Origin of the sequence: Mesorhizobium sp. M7A.F.Ca.CA.004.04.2.1 (genome assembly GCF_004022825.1) — a bacterium.
Taxonomy (GTDB): Bacteria; Pseudomonadota; Alphaproteobacteria; order Rhizobiales; family Rhizobiaceae; genus Mesorhizobium.
Window position 1 is genome coordinate 1 of record NZ_RZPH01001252.1, and the last position, 1,509, is coordinate 1,509.

Genomic DNA, 1,509 nt, shown 5'->3' on the forward strand with positions numbered 1-1,509 from the left:
ATCCGCAGCGCATCCTTTCGGGTGGCGACGGCGAGGTTCGGCAATTCGATGGCAGGGCGCGGCGTTGACTTCGGCGACGGCGCGCCCCAGAAACATGAGCCGCGAAAGCGGGTCGATCTTACGATCCGGGGACAACGGGGATCGCGCGTGAAGTCTGTGTGGGTGAAAACGGGCGGGTTGACATCGGCTGCGGCACTGCTTGCCCTGACGCTGGCCGGCTGCGCGGCGTTGGGCGGCAAGCCCGCGCCGCTCGATACGTTCGAGCTGTCGGCGCCGTCGATCGACGCGCATGGCCATAGCCGCCGCCAGATCCTGATCGCGCAGCCGTCGGCGCTCAAGGCGCTGGACAGCCAGAACATCGTCATCAAACCGTCGGATCGCTCGATCCAGTATCTTAAGGGCGCGCAATGGGCCGACCGGCTGCCGCTGATCGTGCAGGCGCGGCTGGCCGAGACCTTCCAGCGCTCGGGCAGCTTTGCCGGCGTCGGCAAGCCGGGCGAGGGCCTGGCGATCGACTATCAGGTGATCGTCGAAATCCGGTCCTTCGAGGTGCGTGTCGACGGCGGCGAACATGCCGAGGTCGATCTGTTCGTGCGGATCCTGAACGATCGCAACGGCGAGGTCCGTGCCTCCAAGAGCTTCACCGCAGCCGCACCCGTCTCGGGCAGCGGCAATCCTGCCTATGTCAGCGCGCTCGACAAGGCGTTCGGCGACGCCGCCGGGCAAATCGTGCGCTGGACGGATTCGGTGATCTGAGCCGGCCGAGCTTTCAAAGCGATCGTGCGTCGCGTTGAAACCACGTCGCACAGCGCATCGACTAAAGATCTTTGGTTTGCGCCGCCCCTCATTGCCCTGCCGGGCATTTCTCCCCGTATAGTGACGGGGAGAAAGACGTTGTCGCCGAAGATTTCGCCAATCGCCAACGTTGCTGAATGGGCGCCGGGAGTGCGGCCATCTCCTTCTCCCCGTCACTATATGGGGAGAAGGTGCCGGCAGGCGGATGAGGGGCGGCGCCGACCGATTGTGATCCTCGTCGCCCGCTCAGTGCAGGCGGCCGCTCGCATGGGCCAGCATGGTGTAGACCTTGCCGGTGTCCGACGTCAGGTAGGTCTGCGCCATGATGTTGTCGCGGTCGTTGCGCGAGACATCCTTGAGCAGCTTCTCGAAATCGTCGCAGTAGCGGTCGACAGCGGCGCGGAACTCGGCTTCCGCCTGATACTTGCGACGGATCTCGTCGAACGTCTGCTGTCCCTTCAACGTGTAGAGCCGCCTTGTGAACACGTCACGCTCGCCACGCCGGTAGCGGTTCCACAGCTCGATCGAAGCCTCGTGGTCGATGGCACGCGCGATATCGACGGAGAGCGAGTTCAGCGATTCCACGACATGCAGGGGCGAGCGCTGGGCAGGGGTAGCGCGCTGCGCTTCCACGGGGGCCGTAGGGGCTGCCGACCTGAGGTCCTCATCGTTCGATGCCGCGGTCAGCAGATCCCGCACCCATCCGCCCTGGGG

The 1,509-nt window shown here is 65.2% G+C and carries 2 protein-coding genes; one reads left to right on the forward strand and one right to left on the reverse strand.

Going from position 1 to position 1,509, the window contains the following annotated elements; genetic code table 11:
• Window positions 1-48 precede the first annotated feature (48 nt).
• The gene (locus EN893_RS33535) at window positions 49-756 is read left to right on the forward strand and encodes an ABC-type transport auxiliary lipoprotein family protein (RefSeq protein ID WP_127271479.1); all 708 of its coding nucleotides are present in this window, start codon (window positions 49-51) and stop codon (window positions 754-756) included.
• A 285-nt stretch (window positions 757-1,041) separates the two neighbouring features.
• Here EN893_RS33535 and EN893_RS33545 read toward each other — a convergent pair.
• The coding region (locus EN893_RS33545; RefSeq protein WP_164781812.1) for a hypothetical protein at window positions 1,042-1,509 on the reverse strand (468 nt) is incomplete at its 5' end.

What these genes read in the sequence shown, in the direction of transcription:
- EN893_RS33535 (WP_127271479.1), top strand. Translation starts at nt 49, where the DNA reads ATGGCAGGGCGCGGCGTTGACTTCGGCGACGGCGCGCCCCAGAAACAT.